A 16,146-nucleotide genomic window follows, 5' to 3' on the forward strand; every position below is an offset into this window, starting at 1 on the left:
TCCGACTGTCCGCGCGCCGTCTGCTGCATTCACTGATATGTTGAGCGACCGCGTTGGCACCGCGCGCCGATCAGTAACCGCCCTTCTTGCCGATGCCAGCGAAGGTGAAGTCGTATTCGAGCGTGATTGGCTTGAACCACGGACCCACGCCGGTTTCCTTGTCGACGTGACGGCCGAACGCCATGTGGCCCATTTGCATCGGCGGTTCGACGATCAGCTTCAGGTGATACTTGCCCGGGCCTTGCAGCTTGACGTTGTCGCCGTAGTGCGGACCATCGTTCGCGACCATCGGCATCAGGTCGCCCTTCAACGGCTGGTTCGAGCCGGCCTTCGTCAGTTCGTAGTGCACCTGCAGATACGGCATCCAGTCGCCTTCGGCGAAACCGGTCGGATTGTTCTTGACCGCGTGGATGTCGGATTCGAGGTGAATGTCCGAATCCGACGCCTTGCGCATCATGCCTTCAGGTTCCATCGTGACCGGCTGCAGGTAGACCGCGCCGATTTCCATGCCGCCCTGGATCTGCTGCTTGCCGATCGGATATTCGGCGGCCGAGACCGACAGCGCCGCGACAGCAGCTACCGCCGCCGCGCCGCCGCGCACAAAGGAAGAAATCCGCATTGAAGCTCCTTGTTTTGATCAGACTGGGAATCGATTTCGTTGAAACACTGCGCTCGCAAGCCAGATGTAAATTTAAATGCGAACGATTCTCAATATTGAACGAGTTTATCATCGATCGCTGATGAGAACAAACCTGTCAGCACGCTCTGCCTGATGTCAGCAGGGTCTTAAGGCTCGCTTAAGAAACGTTCGTGCGGCGGGGAAACAAGGACGGAATTCGTCACGGCCAAGTTGGCCGCGCCGACGGCTGCAGCGGGACCTAAAGCGCCGGCCGATGTGAACAGGCGCGGCGAATGGCCGCGCCCTTTCGTGGTGGACAAAAGCGGTGGAGGGACGCTAGCTATTCGACGCCCGACACGTGGTCGCCGACGTTCGCGCCGAACACGCGCTGACGCAGCAGCGCTAGCTGGTCGCGGGTCTGCGCGGCCTTCTCGAATTCGAGATTCTTCGCGTGCTCCATCATCTGCTTTTCGAGGCGCTTGAGCTCCTTGGCGAGCTGCTTCTCGGACATGTCCTCGAACTTCGCGCGAGTCTGCTGCTCCTTCAACTCGGCACGCGCTTCGTCGATGTTGTACACGCCATCGATGATGTCGCGAATCCGTTTCACGACGCCGCGCGGCGTAATGCCGTGCGCGGCGTTGAACGCGATCTGCTTCGTACGGCGCCGCTCGGTTTCGTCGATCGCGCGACGCATCGAGTCCGTGATGTTGTCTCCGTACAGAATCGCCTTGCCGTTCACGTTACGCGCCGCCCGGCCGATGGTCTGGATCAGCGAACGCTCGGCGCGCAGGAAGCCTTCCTTGTCCGCGTCGAGAATCGCGACGAGCGACACCTCGGGAATATCGAGCCCCTCGCGCAGAAGGTTGATCCCGACCAGCACGTCGAACGCGCCGAGACGCAGATCGCGGATGATCTCGACGCGCTCGACCGTGTCGATGTCGCTGTGCAGATAGCGCACCTTGATGCCGTGGTCGGCCAGGAACTCGGTGAGCTGCTCGGCCATCCGCTTGGTCAGCGTCGTGACCAGCACGCGGTCGCCGGCCTTGATGCGCTCGTTGATCTCGCCAAGCACGTCGTCGACCTGGCTGCGCGCCGGCCGCACCTCGATTTCAGGGTCGACGAGGCCGGTCGGACGCACAAGCTGTTCGGCGACCTGCCCCGCGGTCCTCTTCTCGTAATCGGCGGGCGTCGCCGACACGAACACGACCTGGCGCATCTTGCGCTCGAACTCGTTGAACTTGAGCGGCCGGTTGTCGAGTGCCGACGGCAGCCGGAAGCCGTAGTCGACGAGGTTTTCCTTGCGCGCGCGGTCGCCGTTGTACATGCCGTTCAGCTGGCCGATCAGCACGTGCGATTCGTCGAGCATCATGATCGCGTCGGGCGGCAGGTAATCGACGAGCGTCGGCGGCGGCTCGCCCGGCGCCGCGCCCGAGAAGTGCCGCGAGTAGTTCTCGATGCCCTTGCAGAAACCGAGCTCCTGCAGCATTTCGAGGTCAAAGCGGGTGCGCTGCTCGAGCCGCTGCGCCTCGACGAGCTTGCCTTGGCTATAGAAGAATTCGAGGCGCTCGCGCAGCTCGGCCTTGATCGTTTCGACCGCGCGCAGCACGGTATCGCGCGGCGTCACGTAGTGCGACGACGGATACACGGTAAAGCGCGGAATTTTCTGTCGCACGCGGCCGGTGAGCGGATCGAATAGCTGCAGTGTTTCGATTTCGTCGTCGAACAGTTCGACGCGCACCGCCATCTCGGCGTGCTCGGCCGGGAAGATATCGATCGTGTCACCGCGCACGCGGAACGAGCCGCGCTGGAAGTCGGCTTCGTTGCGGCTGTACTGCATCGCGATCAGCCGCGCGATGACGTCGCGCTGGCCGAGCCGGTCGCCGGTGCGCAGCGTCAGGACCATCTGGTGGTATTCGGACGGATTGCCGATACCGTAAATCGCCGACACCGTCGCGACGATCACCACGTCGCGCCGCTCCATCAGGCTCTTGGTCGCCGACAGCCGCATCTGCTCGATATGCTCGTTGATCGACGAGTCTTTCTCGATGAACAGATCGCGCTGCGGCACATACGCTTCCGGCTGGTAGTAGTCGTAGTACGAAACGAAGTACTCGACCGCGTTGCGCGGAAAGAACTCGCGGAACTCCGAATACAGCTGCGCGGCGAGCGTCTTGTTCGGCGCGAACACGATCGCCGGGCGGCCGAGCCGCGCGATGGTGTTGGCCATCGTGAAAGTCTTGCCGGAGCCGGTCACGCCGAGCAGCGTCTGGAACGCGAGACCGTCGCCGACGCCTTCGACGAGCGTGTCGATGGCCGTGGGCTGGTCGCCGGCGGGCGGATAGGGCTGGTAGAGCTTGAACGGTGAACCTTCGAACGTGATGAATTTTGATTCGTCGAGCGTATCGTCGGCTTCAGTCAGATGGTGTTCGGACATGAGGGGCGGCACCGGGCCTTGGGCAAAGAATCATTTTAACGGGTTGCGGAAAGCGAAGATCGAGCGGGCTTACGTAGGGCGGCCCTGGGCGCCGGTGTGTCATGGCCCTTTGCGGACTTGCGCGCCCTGACGGGGTTTACCGCGAACTCCCATGCCGGGCTGTGTCCTCCACGCCACGCGTCATCGTGGCGCAGTCAGCGCCAATGGGCAGCGCACCTCGGCCTGTTCGCGCCGTCGACATCGCCACGCCCGCTCGAATTCCTTACTGCCACATGGCTCTCCAGTGCCTGTTTTTCAAGCAAATAATCGCCTTTTGCCCGTCTGGTCGTCCGAAAAAAGCGCCCGGATTCGTTACAATGCGAAGTTGCGCTCGCTCGCCGCTGTCCATAGGACGTCCCCGATTTTCGCGTTTCGTCGAACTCACGCCCACCCGCGAAACGCCGCCGACGCCCCAGATGAGGCCGCACGCGCGCGAAGCCGCCCTCTTTTCACTACTGCTGCCCACCCATCATGTCTCTGTTCTCCGCCGTCGAACTTGCTCCCCGCGACCCGATTCTGGGCCTGAACGAAGCTTTCAACGCCGATACGCGCTCCACCAAGGTCAACCTCGGCGTTGGCGTGTACTTCAATGAAGAAGGCAAGATTCCGCTGCTGCGCGCCGTGCGCGAGGCGGAAAAGGCCCGCGTCGAAGCCGCGCTGCCGCGTGGCTATCTGCCGATCGAAGGTATCGCCGCTTACGATGCCGCCGTGCAAAAGCTGCTGCTTGGCAACGACTCGCCGCTGATTGCGGCCGGCCGCGTCGTCACGGCGCAGGCGCTGGGCGGCACGGGCGCGCTGAAGATCGGCGCGGACTTCCTGAAGCGCGTGAATCCGAATAGCAAGGTCGCGATCAGCGATCCGAGCTGGGAAAATCACCGCGCGCTGTTCGAAGGCGCGGGCTTCGTCGTCGAATCGTATCCGTACTATGACGCGCAGACGCACGGCGTGAACTTCGACGGCATGTTGAGCGCGCTGAACAGCTATGAGGCGGGCGCGATCGTCGTGCTGCACGCGTGCTGCCATAACCCGACCGGCGTCGACCTGAGCGTCGAGCAGTGGAAGCAGGTCGTCGAGGTCGTCAAGGCGCGCAACCTCGTGCCGTTCCTCGATATCGCCTACCAGGGCTTCGGCGACAACATCGAAGCGGACGCGGCAGCCGTGCGTCTGTTCGCGGCGCAGGAACTGAACGTGTTCGTGTCTTCGTCGTTCTCGAAGTCGTTCTCGCTGTACGGCGAGCGCGTCGGCGCACTGTCGATCATCACCGCGAGCAAGGAAGAAGCGGCGCGCGTGCTGTCGCAACTGAAACGCGTGATCCGCACCAACTACTCGAACCCGCCGACGCACGGCGGCTCGGTAGTCGCGGCCGTGCTCGCATCGCCGGAACTGCGCGCGACGTGGGAAAGCGAACTGGGCGAAATGCGCGAGCGCATCCGCGCGATGCGCAATGGTCTCGTCGAGCGTCTGAAGGCAAGCGGCGTTGATCGTGACTTCGGCTTCGTGAACGCACAGCGCGGCATGTTCTCGTACTCGGGTCTGACGGCACCGCAAGTGGACCGTCTGCGCGAAGAGTTCGGTATCTATGCGGTCAGCACGGGCCGCATCTGCGTGGCTGCGCTCAATACGCGCAACCTCGACGTCGTCGCCACCGCGATTGCTCACGTGCTGAAGTAAGGCGATTCACAGCGCGGAGCTTTGCCGTGCAAGTGCAGCAGGTTCGCCGCTGCCACCGCCTGTAAAGACGGCGCCCTTTTCTGAAAGGGCGCCGTTTTTTTATTTTCTGACGGTTCGGCCTTGGTTGGCGCAGCGTCGGGGCTCTCCGCGAGGAATCAGCGCGAATCCCGATGAATATCGTGCGTGACGAACCCGGCATCGTTTTCCGGCATATCGAGCCAGTCGGGCTGCTCGAGAGAACGGAGAATATCTTCGAGACCGCTTCGCCAATGCTCGCGCATCGTCGACAGACCGAATTGAAAGTCCTTGTAGTGTCCTTCGTATTCCTTGTGCCGGTAGATCAGGTGAATCACGTTGTAGCGCTTTGAACACGACAGATCTTCGGCCAGCTTGCACCACGGATCGTCGCGCTGGTCTTCTGGCACACGGTCCAGCACCTCGCGCAGTACGTGGCGGAAACGCTGCGAGCGCTGCAGCATGTCGGTCACAAGACGCGTACGGCTCGAATACTGGATGTCTTTCATGCGGCCCTGCACGTCGGTGAGGTTGTCCGGCACCGGCCCGATCGCACTCCATAGGTCGACCTGAAACGCGAGCGTGTCGCGACGCGGCGTGGACTGGAGCACCTCGTAGAGCGGCGTATTCGACATCAGGCCGCCGTCCCAGTAGAACTGACCGTCGATCTCGACGGCCGCGAAGCCCGGCGGCAACGCGCCAGACGCTATGAAATGCTCGGGCCTGAGCATGGTGTGGGTATTGTCGAAGTACGCGAAATTGCCCGTGCCGCAATTCACCGCGCCCACCGACACGCGTATTTCGCCGGAATTAATCCGGTCGAAATCACACAGCGACTCGAGCGTGGCCTTCAGCGGCGTGGTGTCGTAGTAGCTCGCCAATTGCGGCGGACCGGACACCGTGGGCAACGGCGGTGGGAAACGCGGCACGAAAAAGCCCTTTTGCCCTTCGACGATCGCGCTCATTGCCTGCGCGGCCGTAAACGCCTTGCGCACCGCTTCGCTCGAATTGAACAGCAGGTGCTCGATCGGAGCCGGCAAGGGCGCCCCGAACGCCGGCTGGCAGATCGTCTCCCAGAATTGCAGCAGACGCTCGACGCGTCGTTCCGGTGGATTGCCCGCAATGATCGCCGTATTCAGTGCACCGATCGAGATGCCCGCGATCCAGTTCGGTTCGATGCCGGCTTCGTAAAGTCCCTGAAAGACGCCGGCCTGATAGGCGCCGAGCGCGCCGCCGCCTTGCAGCATCAGCGCGACGGTTTCGTAGTTGGGCAACCGGAGATGCCGGCGCGGGCGGGCGGCGACCGACGGACCCGCGCCCTCCCCGTCGCCCGACACGCCCACCCGCGCCCGCTTCAGATTGCGTTGCGCCATGCGCCGCCCCTTAGTGCATGTACCAGCCGTGGCTCACGACGAACGACTGGCCGGTCAGCGCCGCGCTCGGGAATGTCGACAGGAACAGCACGGTCTGCGCGACGTCTTCGACCGTCGTGAAGATACCGTCGACGGTACCGCCCAGCATCACGCGCTTGATCACTTCCTCTTCGCTGATGCCGAATTCTTTCGCCTGCTCGGGAATCTGCTTGTCGACGAGCGGCGTGCGCACGAAGCCCGGACACACGACGTGCGAACGCACGTTATGCGCTGCGCCCTCCTTGGCAAGCACGCGCGACAGGCCCAGCAGAGCGTGCTTCGCGGTCACGTACGCCGACTTCAGCGGCGAGGCGAGATGCGAGTGGACCGAGCCCATGTAAATCACGACGCCGCCGCGATTGTCCTTGTACATGTACTTGAGCGCGGCCTTGGTGGTCAGGAACGCGCCGTCCACGTGAATGGCCTGCATCTTCTTCCAGTCCGAGAACGAATAGTTTTCGATCGGATTGACGATCTGGATGCCGGCGTTGGAAACGAGAATGTCGATCGAACCGAATTCCTCGGCGACCTTGTCGATCCCCTGGTTGACGGCATCTTCGTTCGTCACGTCCATTGCCACGCCGATTGCCTTACCGCCGCCCTTTCTGATTTCTTCAGCCACGGCGTTCGCGCCGTCCTGGTTCAGGTCGGCGATCGCGACCGCAGCACCCGCGGCCGACAGAGTCAACGCGATCTGTTTGCCGATGCCGCTCGCGGCACCAGTGACGACGGCAACTTTGCCGTTCAGATTCGAGTTCAGAGACGACATCCAGAACCTCCATGCAGTTGATGAGCAATAAGACCACGAGACCGCGCGCGGCGAGAAGTCGGCCAAACTGTATAGACCGTTCGGCGGATGCAGCGCGGCGGCCGACTTTGCTATTGTGCATGAACCCTGTGAACGACATAGGTAAAACGCACATCGAACCGTATCTCTTTAAACTGGACGCTTTCGGGCTGAATCCGGGCTCCATTCCCGTGGCATCACCAACCAGGAGACATGCATGAATCATCGACGTCTGGGCCGCTCGGGCCTGCAAGTGAGCGAGTTGTCCATCGGCTCATGGGTCACGTACGGCAACCAGGTGGATCACCGCGCCGCGCGCGAATCGCTTGCCGCCGCGCGCGACGCGGGCGTCAATTTCTTCGACAACGCCGAAGTCTACGCGGGCGGCAAATCCGAGGAGATCATGGGCCATGCGTTGAAGGAGCTCGCGTGGCCGCGCGTGAGCTACGTCGTGTCGACGAAATTCTTCTGGGGACTCAACGAAGCGCCGAACCAGTACCACACGCTGAACCGCAAGTACCTGATGAACGCGATCGACGCGTCGCTGAAGCGCCTGCAGCTCGACTATGTGGATCTCGTGTTCTGTCATCGTCCCGACCCGAACACGCCGGTCGAGGAAACGGTGTGGGCAATGAGCGACATGATCGCGCGCGGCAAGGCGCTGTACTGGGGCACCTCGGAATGGAGCGCCGACGACATTCGCGCCGCCTATGAAATCGCCGAGCGGCATCATCTGCACAAGCCGGTCATGGAGCAGCCGCAATACAACCTGTTTCACCGCAAACGCGTCGAGCAGGAATACAAACGGCTCTACGAGGACATCGGCCTCGGCCTGACCACGTGGAGCCCACTCGCATCGGGTCTGCTCACCGGCAAATATCGTGACGGCGTGCCAGCCGACAGTCGCGCGCAGTTGCAGGGCTATGACTGGCTGCGCCAGCAGCTCACGGACCCGACCCGGAACAACGTGGTCGGCCAGCTCGGCGCGGTCGCCGACGAGCTCGGCTGCACGGTCGGTCAGCTCGCGATCGCGTGGATTCTGAAGAATCCGAATGTCAGCACGGTGATCACGGGCGCCTCGCGGGTCGAACAGATCGGCGAAAACATGCAGTCCGCCGAGGTGGCCGAGCGCATCACACCGGAGATAAAGCAGCGGATCGAGGAGATCATCGGCGACGCGCACGAGTAATCGCACGCGCAGCGCCACGCACCGGGTGGCTAACCGGGCACGCGCGGTCGCGTACAATACGCGACCGCGCGTCGCCGGCTCCTTCGGGCCAGCCTGCGCTCTCTCAGCGTCCTCTCATCATGCTCAGCTACCGCCACGCCTTTCATGCCGGCAATCACGCCGACGTTCTGAAACACGCCGTCGTGTTGCAGCTCCTGCGCTACCTTGGCCAGAAGGACAAGGCCTACTGGTATATCGACACGCACGCGGGCGCCGGCGTTTACTCGCTGAAGGAAGGCTACGCGACGAAGACCGGCGAGTTCGAGACGGGTATTGCGAAACTATGGGGCCGCAACGATCTCCCGCCGCTGTTCGCCGAATACGTCGATGAAGTCAGCGCGCTCAATGCCGATGGCCAGTTGCATTTTTATCCGGGCTCGCCGTATCTTGCGTGGCGACAACTGCGCGCGCAAGATCGTATGCGGCTCTTCGAATTGCACAGCACCGAAATCGACGTGCTGCGCCACAATTTTCGCGACGCGGGCCGACGCGCAATGCTGTATGCGGGCGACGGCTTCGACGGGATTCTCACGCTGTTGCCGCCCGCGCCGCGGCGCGCGCTGATCCTGCTCGACCCGTCGTATGAAGACAAGCGCGATTACGGGCGCACGCTGCGCTGTGTCGAGGAAAGTCTGAAGCGGTTTCCGACCGGCACGTATGCGGTCTGGTATCCGCAGGTCAAGCGCCCTGAGTCGCAGCGCTTTCCCGATCAACTGAAGCAGTTGCAGAAGGACAATTGGCTGCACGTCAGCCTGACCGTCAGCAATCCCCCGGAAGACGGCTATGGGCTGTTCGGTAGCGGCATGTTCATCCTGAATCCGCCGTATACGCTCGCCAAGACGCTGAAGGATCAGATGCCATGGCTCGTCAAAACGCTCGGCGAGGACAAGGCTGCGACGTTCAAGGTCGAATATCGCGGCAATTGAACGTGATGAGCGGCGCGTGAGCGTGCCGCGCGCGGTTCCCCGTCACCTGTCTTGCGCAACCCGATCTCCGCATACGCTCACTTGAACTGCGCCGCCGCCTTGCTCGCGAACTGGTTCGTATAGGTAGCACTCAGATCGATCTTCTTCGGATCGAGCCGGCTATCGAACGACGACAACGCGCGCAGCGCCGTCGCCGGGCCATCAGCGGGCATCAGTCCGTCCGGCGAATACGCGTCGCGCACGTTGTGAAAGGCGTCGAGATAGAGCGTCGGGTCGCCCAATAGATAGGCTTGCGGCACCATCTTCAGCAGATCCGCGTCGCTCGCAGTCTGCAGCCAACGATTCGCACGCACGATCGCGTTGGTCAGCGCCTGCGTTGTCTTCGGATTTTTCTGGATGAAGCTTTCGGCCGCGTAAAGCGTCGCCGCGGGCATCATGCCGCCGAACACCTCCTGCGTACCTTTCACCGTGCGCGTATCGACAAGCACCTTGATGGCGCCGCTACGCGTGAGCTTGGTCATCATTGGATCGACATTGGACAGCGCGTCGATCTGCCCACTGCCCACCGCGGCCAGCACCGTCGCGCCGCTGCCGACACCGATCGCCGAAATGTCGCTGCGCTGCACGCCGGCCTTGCGCAACGCAACGGTGAGCACGAGATCCGTCGACGAACCCGGTGCGCTCACGCCGACCTTCGCGCCTTTGAAGTCCGCGAGCGACTTGATCTGATCGGCCTTCGACTTCACCACGCCGATCACGATCTGCGGTGCGCGGCCCATCAACACGAACGCGCGATAGTGCTGACCCTTCGCCTGCATGAACAACGTGTGCTCGAACGCGCCCGCGCCGACTTCGGCGCTGCCGCCCACCACCGCTTCGAGCGCTTTCGAGCCGCCCGCGAAATCTTCGAGCGTGACGTTCAGGCCTTCGTCCTTGAAGTAGCCGAGCTGCTGTGCGGCGAGGACCGGCAGATAGTACAGGCCAGGTAAGCCGCCGACGGCCATCGTCAGTGTCGGCATTTCCGGCGTGTCCTTCGCGAACCCAGCGCCGGGCAACGCACCCAGTGCGAGCAGCATCACGCAGGTGCGCGTCGCACGCTGCATCCATTGATTGAGCATGGTGACGTCTCCTTGTTGTGTTTTCCGTTCGAAGCAGTGACGCAGGCGCACTCGCCGAGATCGAAGCTCACGGCGGCGAGGCGTGCAACGATTGTCGTCGGACGGTTTCACGGACGCCATGCGCCCAAACCCGAATGAGATTGTCGGGTGCGAGGCAAGCTGGCGTATGGGGAGAAACGGGACCGCAGAAGCACCGCCGACGATCTTTCCCGCCGTCGGTACCTATTGCGGAAGGGGCACCGCTCGAGGCATCGGCCGCGGCGGCACGCCACGACCCGCCGGCAATTGGATATACGGCGCGACCACGAACGGCGGCGACAATTCCGGAGGCAGCTCGACCGGTGCCGCGATCGGCGGCGCGGCGACGATCGGCTCCGGCGCAGGCGGCGAGCTCAGCAGTACGGTACCGCTCTGGCCATTATTGACGCCGCCAAGCGTGTCGAGGATCACGGGGGGACGCCCGTTATCGGACACCGCGAATGCGTCCGACGCGGCGCAGAGGGCCGCGAGCGTCGCCATGGCGGCCGCGGCCATCACGGCTCGGAAAGTTTGCAGCGAACGGACGGAGGACATGGACAGCCCGATTGGTTATGAATGCCGTCTTGCGCGAAAAACGCCATACATTACCGCGGGCCGCGTTACGAAGCTAGTCGATATTCGCCATCAGCAGCTTTCTTGCGCCGTTCACTCGAAAAAACGTCGAAGGCACACGCGGATTTCGATGTCCAGATACGACAAAGCCCCGCTTTGACGGGGCTCGACATTGGTACGGCAATGGCCGCGCAAAAGCAGCCCCGCCAGGTCAAACTCAAAGCGGAAACTTACAGCGAATAGCCGTTGGTTTCGAGCGAACGGATGCGCTGTTCGAGCTGAACGATATCCGACGACGAGGCGAGATATGCCTCACGACGGCTGCGTTCCGCGGTTTCGAACCAGGTGCTGAGCTTCTCAAGAAGGAATGCAAACATGATGTTCTCCAAGGATCAGATCGAATCCCCGGTGATTTGACATCAGGGATTTCCCCTAAAAGGGTTAACCCGCATTATAGCCCTAAGGTACAACCTGAACAGTGAAATGCCCGCATGGTGTGCATTCCGTTTTGGAATAGCGCACTGTAAAGGTGCAATGCAGTTCCTGATTTTATTGGGATTCATCCAGGCATCCTTTAAGTGGACGTCATTTTCGCAATTTTTATGCGCACTTTCGGTGCATGAATCGCTCGACCTTAAGAATCGGCAGGCTCGGTTGCACTTCGATCAGCCGCTAAAAGCGGACGGCAACCTTGTCCCGATACAAGATCGGTGTCCGCCAGTCGCTCGATAATCGGACAATCTGGCCGGTCATCACCATGGCAATGATCGGCCAGATGCGCGAGAGTGTCGCGCATGTCCGTCAGTTCGGCGATGCGGCGATCGAGTTCGGCGACATGTTCGAGCGCGATCCGCTTTACTTCGGCACTTGCACGCGAGCGGTCGTGCCATAGAGCAAGCAGCCGCCGGATATCCTCGACCAGAAATCCGAGCCGGCGAGCCTGGCGAATAAAGCGCAAGGAATGCACTTCCTGCGGGCCATACACGCGATAACCGGCACTCGTGCGCGCCTTCGCAGTCAATAGGCCGACACTTTCGTAGTAGCGGATCATTTTTGCCGTAACGCCCGACACGCGGGCCGCTTCGCCTATGTTCATGACTGTTTCCTCAAGGTTGCGGCTGAACTCCAATCGATCCTACACCTTCCCATGGTGGGAAGGTCAGCTACCCAAACAAGGTACGGCAGGCATAATTCGACTATCCGCAATCTGATTCCGCCGAGGTCTTTGCAATGACAATCGAACTCCATGTAGAAGGCATGAACTGCCAGCACTGCGTTGCCGCTGTCACGAGCGCGATTCGCGAGCACGACGCCGCCGCGCAGGTTAAGGTGGATCTCGCGACCGGCCGCGTGCTCGTGGAGTCGGCGCAACCCGTCGATGCGCTGAAGGCCGCGATTGACGAAGCCGGATACACGGTCACGTCTGTGCGCTGAGGGTGCCGCGCATGTTCAAGGTTGCCGTAATAGGTGGTTCCGGATTGCTCGGCCGCGCGCTCAACGACGAACTCGCGCGCCAGACCGGCTGGCAGACCGTCTCCACCGCATATAGCCGAACGTCTCCACGAATGGTCGCGTTGGATGTTCGCGATAGCGTCGCGGTCGAGCGTTTCATCGACCGCGTAGCGCCGGATGCCGTCGTGATTGCCGCGGCGGAGCGCCGTCCCGATGTATGCGAGCGCGATCCGGCGCTTGCTCGCGCGCTGAACGTCGATGCCGTGCGAATGATCGCCGGGGCGGCGAACCGACACGGCGCGTGGACACTGTCGATCTCGACCGACTACGTGTTCGACGGCGCGCACCCGCCCTATCGTCACGACAGCACACCTGCGCCACTTAACGCGTACGGACAGAGCAAGCTCGAAGGCGAGCGAGCGCTGACCCACACGGCCGAGGGCGGATGCGTGCTGCGTCTGCCGCTGCTATATGGTCCGATCGTCAGTTGGTCGGAATCGGCCGTGACTAGCCTCGTGCCGGCGATTGCAGCGGCGGCGGCGCCGGGGGCCCAGGCTGCCAGGATGGACGCTTGGGCGATCCGCTATCCTACGTTCACGCCCGATGTCGCTGTCGTGATCCGACAGATGCTCGAGCGGCACGCGCGCGGCGAAACGGTCTCTGGCATCGTGCAATGGTCGGGCGACGAACCGATGAACAAGTACGAGATCGCCGTGCGCCTGGCAGAAGCGTTGCAACTCGACGCGCGTCTGACGCCCCAGCGCACGCCCACCGACGCGACGCCGCGCCCGCACAACTGTCATCTGGCATCGAGCCGTTTAGAGGTACTCGGAATCGGCCGACGCACGCTCTTCGATATGGCGATCCGGGAGGTGCTGGCCGCGTTTCCGTGGCAGGGACAGGCAACTTCCGTATGATCCGGCGCCTTGCGTGCGTACGGTAAGCGGCCGGCAAACCCACGTTGACGAACGGTGAATCAGGCGACAGCGGTAAGAGGTTGCCAGTTATGTGGCAGCAATGCGGCGATGTCGCTTGCCCTGTGGGTGGGCGGCCGTGTCCCGAGGTCTTTCAGATATGCGTGGGGCTCGTGACCGTTGAGTTGCGCTGAGCGGATGAGGCTCATGATTGCGGCCGCACGTCGGCCAGCGCGCAGCGACCCGGCGAACAATCAGATCCTCGTGAGAAACATTAAAGTCGCGCTGGTTTTCAGAGGGTTTGCGCGCTTGGGGTAATCTGGAAGCCAAGCGCCGTGGCGCGGCGCCTGAGTGCCTCGATACTGCGCTGGCGCTGCTGCTCTTCGTAGCGTTGCTGCCCCTGGTCAACGAAGGCCTCACCCCGCGTGAGCATGAAGTACACCATTCGGGCGAGCTTGTGGGCGACCGCCGTATTCGCGCGCGGCTTGTCCATACGCGCGCACAACCGCCTGTAGAACGCACCAATCGCCGAGTCGTTGCGCGACAGGCTCATGGCGGCGAGCTTCAGCGCCTGCCGAACCCGGTTCGCCGAGCGGCGCGTGCGCGCGCTCAGAACCTTGCCGCCGCTGATCTTGGTGCCTGGACACAGCCCCAGCCACGAGCAGAAGTGTTTCACGCTGGCAAAGCGGCTCAGGTCCGGACCGATCTCGGAGAGAATCGTCATCACCGTTGTCACGGACAGCCCGTTGATACGCGTGAGGTCGACGCCCGCCCAGCGCGCAAGGGCCGTGCGCGCATCAAACTGCGGCGTGTTCTTGCCGCAGCGCTTGCCGGGACCTGACAGTTTGACTTCGTGAACCCCAAGTGGCCTGAGCAGGGCCTCGATTTTCGCATCGCATTCGACGACGCGTTGAGCCAGACTGTCGAACATTGCAAGCGCCTGCTGCAGCACGAACAGGTGCTCGTCACGCCAGTTGCCGGTCAGCGCCCGTTCGATTTCGGCCGCACTGGCCTTGACGCGGCCGTGGCGATGGCGGGCCAGTACTTTCGGATCGTGCTCGCCGGCGACAATCGCGCGCACAATCGCCTGCCCGGTCAGGCCCATCACATCGGTGAGCACCTCGGTGAGCTGCAAGTTCATCTGCACCAGCGCCTTCTGCATGCGCAGCACCCAGCTGGCCTGCTCGGTGAGCAGGACCTCGCGCTGACGCGCCACTGCGCGCACTACGCAGACCTCGTCGCACGGGCGAAAGGCCGCCCTCAGCAGTCCCAGGCTCATCAGCTTCTGCAGCCACTGGCAGTCCATCACGTCACTCTTGCGCCCCGGCACGTACTTCATCTGCCGTGCGTCAACCAGCCAGACCGTCAGCCCGCGTTGCTCCAGCACCTCATGCACAGGGATCCAGAATACGCCCGTCGATTCAAGCGCCACCGTGTCGACACCGCACGCGAGCAGCCAGTCCGCCATCTGGTGCAGATCGTCGGTCATCGTGCCGAACTCGCGTACCGGCTCTTCAGCCGCCCCTTTGGGCAACGCGACCCAGTGACTCGAGCCGCCAATATCGATCCCCGCCGCATTCGGAAATACCTCGGGGCTGTCTTCGCGCTTGCGCATCGCCATGGTTCACCTCACTATGGTGGATGAACGGCAGCGCCATGGGATGCGTCGAAATTGACTCGATCTCGTGAACGGGATGCAGCTCGCGCTGCTCACCACTGTCGCCGACGAATCCCGGACCATGCTCTCAAGCGGGCTCACTTCGCGGCGGGCAGGCCGCCAGTGCGCACCATTGGTCTGTCGGTCATCGCGGCGCCGCCGTTCACCTGTATACCTCATCCCTGTTTCTCCGCATACGCCGGCCCCGGCACGGGGTTGAACTGCTCTCAAGAAACCCAATGGAAAAGGTTGGTTTTCATGGAGTCGGCGCGTTTGGCTGGAGCTGGAATCCGAGGGCGGAAGCACGTCGCCTGAGGGCTGCGATGCTGCGCTGGCGTTGCTGTTCCTCATAGCGCTGCTGCCCCTGGTCGACGAAGGCTTCGCCGCGCGTGACCATGAAGTACCACGGTCTAGCTGCGCGCTCCCCGTGATTCCTTGCAGACGGGCTACATATCCAGTCAGCATTCGTGCCGCCGGGCCATACGTGTGACCAGCGGCAGTTCGCGTCCTGCCCATAAAGCGGTGTGGGCAGGGGTGACACTTCAACCCTCAGATGCGGTTTAACAGGTTCGTGTTCCTCAACCGTCCCATGCTCAGCCTGGAGGCTCATCTTGGCGTAACCGCTTCGCCGCAAGCCCCGTTTCCCACGGACTACGTCACCTTGCCAGTGTCAGCAAGTCACCGCCGCTTCGGCTCACTTTCTCCCGCAGCAGAGAAAAGGCATGCCCCGGTACTGCAACGTCAACTCCTCCGGAGTCCTGCATTCCAAACATGCTCAAGCAGCTTCACCCCCATACGGGCGGGCTACGCTGGCTGGGCGTACCATAGGTCGCATCTGCGACCCACAGCACGTTTGTCGCGTCGGCACTGAAGTGCCGGCGCACCAGATCAGGCGCACGCCGGGCGCCTGCGCGTGGCCGTGTGGTGCGCGGCCAGCGCCGCCGGCTTGCCCCGCACAGACCCGCCATACGCATGAGGCGCGCCACCCGCTTGCGCCCCACGTGTACGCCTTCGCGCGCGAGTTGCGCATGAATACGCGGTGCCCCATACGTGCCGCGCGAGCTCCCATGGAGCGTGCGGATGCGCGAGAGCAGTTGCGCATCGCTACGCGTGCGCATCGCCGGCTCCCGCACCAGCCACATGTAATAGCCGCTCGTCGAGACGCCGAGCAGCCGTGCCATCATCGCGATGGGCCAGCGGGCCCGGTTCAATGGAATGGACGCCTCCCGCTCGGCCTCTTGCGGACCGAAATATCATGTGTATGTTTCCCACCCGAACCGGGA

At 62.6% G+C, this 16,146-nt stretch carries 14 protein-coding genes and 3 pseudogenes; 5 read left to right on the forward strand and 12 right to left on the reverse strand.

Annotated elements, in window-relative coordinates; all coding sequences use genetic code 11:
- Window positions 1-70: 70 nt before the first annotated feature.
- Both HDG37_RS03855 and uvrB read right to left on the reverse strand, forming a co-directional pair.
- Window positions 71-619 carry an iron transporter gene (locus tag HDG37_RS03855; RefSeq protein ID WP_090803840.1) on the reverse strand — a complete coding sequence of 183 codons (549 nt, stop codon included), beginning with the start codon at window positions 617-619 and terminating at the stop codon, window positions 71-73.
- Between the two features lie 340 nt (window positions 620-959).
- Window positions 960-3,053 carry an excinuclease ABC subunit UvrB gene (gene uvrB, locus HDG37_RS03860; protein WP_184044409.1) on the reverse strand — a complete coding sequence of 698 codons (2,094 nt, stop codon included), beginning with the start codon at window positions 3,051-3,053 and terminating at the stop codon, window positions 960-962.
- Between the two features lie 510 nt (window positions 3,054-3,563).
- Between uvrB and HDG37_RS03865 the strand changes: the two genes are divergently transcribed.
- The gene (locus HDG37_RS03865; protein WP_184044411.1) at window positions 3,564-4,763 is read left to right on the forward strand and encodes an amino acid aminotransferase; all 1,200 of its coding nucleotides are present in this window, start codon (window positions 3,564-3,566) and stop codon (window positions 4,761-4,763) included.
- 155 nt (window positions 4,764-4,918) lie between these two features.
- On the opposite strand, the gene HDG37_RS03870 is transcribed toward HDG37_RS03865, so the two are convergent.
- Both HDG37_RS03870 and HDG37_RS03875 read right to left on the reverse strand, forming a co-directional pair.
- On the reverse strand, window positions 4,919-6,151 hold the full coding sequence (locus tag HDG37_RS03870; protein WP_184044413.1) for a patatin-like phospholipase family protein: 1,233 nt from the start codon (window positions 6,149-6,151) through the stop codon (window positions 4,919-4,921).
- Window positions 6,152-6,161: 10 nt separating this feature from the next.
- A complete protein-coding gene (locus HDG37_RS03875; protein ID WP_184044415.1) occupies window positions 6,162-6,959 on the reverse strand; it encodes a 3-hydroxybutyrate dehydrogenase in 798 nt (265 codons plus the stop codon).
- Between the two features lie 235 nt (window positions 6,960-7,194).
- Here HDG37_RS03875 and HDG37_RS03880 point away from each other — a divergent pair, with 235 nt between their 5' ends.
- The gene (locus HDG37_RS03880) at window positions 7,195-8,166 is read left to right on the forward strand and encodes an aldo/keto reductase (protein ID WP_184044417.1); all 972 of its coding nucleotides are present in this window, start codon (window positions 7,195-7,197) and stop codon (window positions 8,164-8,166) included.
- 119 nt (window positions 8,167-8,285) lie between these two features.
- A complete protein-coding gene (locus HDG37_RS03885) occupies window positions 8,286-9,131 on the forward strand; it encodes a 23S rRNA (adenine(2030)-N(6))-methyltransferase RlmJ (RefSeq protein ID WP_184032566.1) in 846 nt (281 codons plus the stop codon).
- A gap of 77 nt (window positions 9,132-9,208) precedes the next feature.
- Here the strand turns inward: HDG37_RS03885 and HDG37_RS03890 are convergent, their stop codons facing one another.
- The 4 genes from HDG37_RS03890 to cueR all read right to left on the reverse strand — a co-directional run bounded on the left by HDG37_RS03890 (window position 9,209) and on the right by cueR (window position 11,936).
- Entirely contained in the window at window positions 9,209-10,249 is a 1,041-nt protein-coding gene (locus HDG37_RS03890; RefSeq protein WP_184044419.1) for an ABC transporter substrate-binding protein, read from the reverse strand.
- A 222-nt stretch (window positions 10,250-10,471) separates the two neighbouring features.
- On the reverse strand, window positions 10,472-10,822 hold the full coding sequence (locus HDG37_RS03895) for a hypothetical protein (RefSeq protein ID WP_260332726.1): 351 nt from the start codon (window positions 10,820-10,822) through the stop codon (window positions 10,472-10,474).
- 248 nt (window positions 10,823-11,070) lie between these two features.
- Window positions 11,071-11,217 (reverse strand): DUF3563 family protein, encoded by a 147-nt coding sequence (locus HDG37_RS03900; RefSeq protein WP_075643732.1) that lies wholly within the window; start codon window positions 11,215-11,217, stop codon window positions 11,071-11,073.
- Window positions 11,218-11,474: 257 nt separating this feature from the next.
- Window positions 11,475-11,936, reverse strand: coding sequence for a Cu(I)-responsive transcriptional regulator (gene cueR / locus HDG37_RS03905; RefSeq protein WP_184044421.1), 462 nt, complete (start codon window positions 11,934-11,936; stop codon window positions 11,475-11,477).
- A gap of 134 nt (window positions 11,937-12,070) precedes the next feature.
- Here cueR and HDG37_RS03910 point away from each other — a divergent pair, with 134 nt between their 5' ends.
- Entirely contained in the window at window positions 12,071-12,274 is a 204-nt protein-coding gene (locus HDG37_RS03910) for a heavy-metal-associated domain-containing protein (protein WP_184044423.1), read from the forward strand.
- A gap of 11 nt (window positions 12,275-12,285) precedes the next feature.
- Window positions 12,286-13,209 (forward strand): SDR family oxidoreductase, encoded by a 924-nt coding sequence (locus tag HDG37_RS03915; protein ID WP_184044425.1) that lies wholly within the window; start codon window positions 12,286-12,288, stop codon window positions 13,207-13,209.
- Window positions 13,210-13,268: 59 nt separating this feature from the next.
- Here HDG37_RS03915 and HDG37_RS03920 read toward each other — a convergent pair.
- From HDG37_RS03920 to HDG37_RS40240, 4 genes and pseudogenes are all read right to left on the reverse strand, one after another.
- A pseudogene (locus tag HDG37_RS03920) lies at window positions 13,269-13,460 on the reverse strand (transposase domain-containing protein); the annotation flags it as partial.
- 38 nt (window positions 13,461-13,498) lie between these two features.
- Window positions 13,499-14,827: an IS110 family transposase gene (locus HDG37_RS03925; protein ID WP_184044427.1), complete on the reverse strand. Its 1,329-nt coding sequence runs from the start codon at window positions 14,825-14,827 to the stop codon at window positions 13,499-13,501.
- A gap of 292 nt (window positions 14,828-15,119) precedes the next feature.
- A pseudogene (locus tag HDG37_RS39005) lies at window positions 15,120-15,284 on the reverse strand (IS110 family transposase); the annotation flags it as partial.
- Between the two features lie 493 nt (window positions 15,285-15,777).
- Window positions 15,778-15,981, reverse strand: a pseudogene (locus HDG37_RS40240) (IS3 family transposase); the annotation flags it as partial.
- Window positions 15,982-16,146 lie beyond the last annotated feature (165 nt).

It is taken from the genome of Paraburkholderia sp. MM5384-R2 (assembly GCF_014201025.1).
Classification (GTDB): domain Bacteria; phylum Pseudomonadota; class Gammaproteobacteria; order Burkholderiales; family Burkholderiaceae; genus Paraburkholderia; species Paraburkholderia tuberum.